Raw genomic sequence first — 1,011 nt, 5'->3', positions numbered from 1 at the left:
CCCGCCGAGAAGGCGGGCCGTGCATACCGGCAAAGGCCGGGAAGATCATGTCTGGTAAACAGGTTTTCCCTCACCTTTCCGTCTTTTGCAAGAGATTTCTTGCCACGGGCGGACTTGTGCCGATTTCCGGCCAGCTCGGCGGGTTGCTGTGCAACCTGACGGAGATAAAACGGTGACTTTTCAGTCTATTGGAACATTGGCGCTGCGGTTTACCGGGCGCCCTGTTTTACGTGGCAGCCGGAAGCAGCCTGTAGTGTGGGGGCGGATGAGCCGTGTGGAGCGCGCGCGGCGCTATGCGAACGCGGAGCGGTTTGACCGGGCGACAAAGCAGCCCGGCCGTCATGGCGGAGCGATTGGGCACACGGCGCTGAAGGTTTACCACACGCTGTTGTTTGGGTTTTTCAACCTCAAAACGGGCCAGCTCGATCCGAGCTATGACGCGATCGCCAAGCGGGCGAATCTATGCCGCAAGGCGGTGTGGATGGCGCTGCGGCGGTTGCGCGGTTTGGGCCTGATCGACTGGACGCGGCGGTGCAGCGACGGTCAGGACGCGGCGGGGCGGTTTGTGCTGCGCCAGGAGACCAACGCCTATCAGGTGCAGCCGGAAGGGGAGTGGAAGGGTTTTAGGCCCATGCCGGAGGCCCCCAGGACGCCCGTGCCGGGCACATGGGGCGCGCCCCCGCCGGTCCTCGATGGCCTGGCGCAGTACACGGCGGACCGTGACATGGGGTTGTCCCAGGAGGCCGCAGCTGCAGCGCTGGAGAGGGTGGCGGAATCCCGTCTGGAGATCGTCACGGCTCGCCTGTACGCGCAGATGCAAGCCCGGCAGGGCAGGGGGGCTTAGGGAGTTTCCCTTGGAAAAAGAAACCAACCTGAAGGATTCAATATACTGAAACCAGCATAGCTAACCCTCTTCCGACAGAAAATACACGGACGCGCCCAAAGGGCGCGAAGTGATAGCTACGCGCGCTTCGCGCGTTTCCAGCAACCGGGCAACGCCAGACGGCCCTA

General features: G+C 63.1%; 1 protein-coding gene. It reads left to right on the top strand.

Annotation, left to right across the window (positions count from 1 at the left end):
* Positions 1 to 172: 172 nt before the first annotated feature.
* Positions 173 to 844 (top strand): helix-turn-helix domain-containing protein, encoded by a 672-nt coding sequence (locus BUB54_RS19830; RefSeq protein WP_139285034.1) that lies wholly within the window; start codon positions 173 to 175, stop codon positions 842 to 844.
* Positions 845 to 1,011: the final 167 nt, after the last annotated feature.

The sequence above is a fragment of the Acidocella aminolytica 101 = DSM 11237 genome (assembly GCF_900129125.1).
Taxonomy (GTDB): Bacteria; Pseudomonadota; Alphaproteobacteria; order Acetobacterales; family Acetobacteraceae; genus Acidocella; species Acidocella aminolytica.
This window is presented reverse-complemented; position numbering and strand designations above follow the sequence as displayed.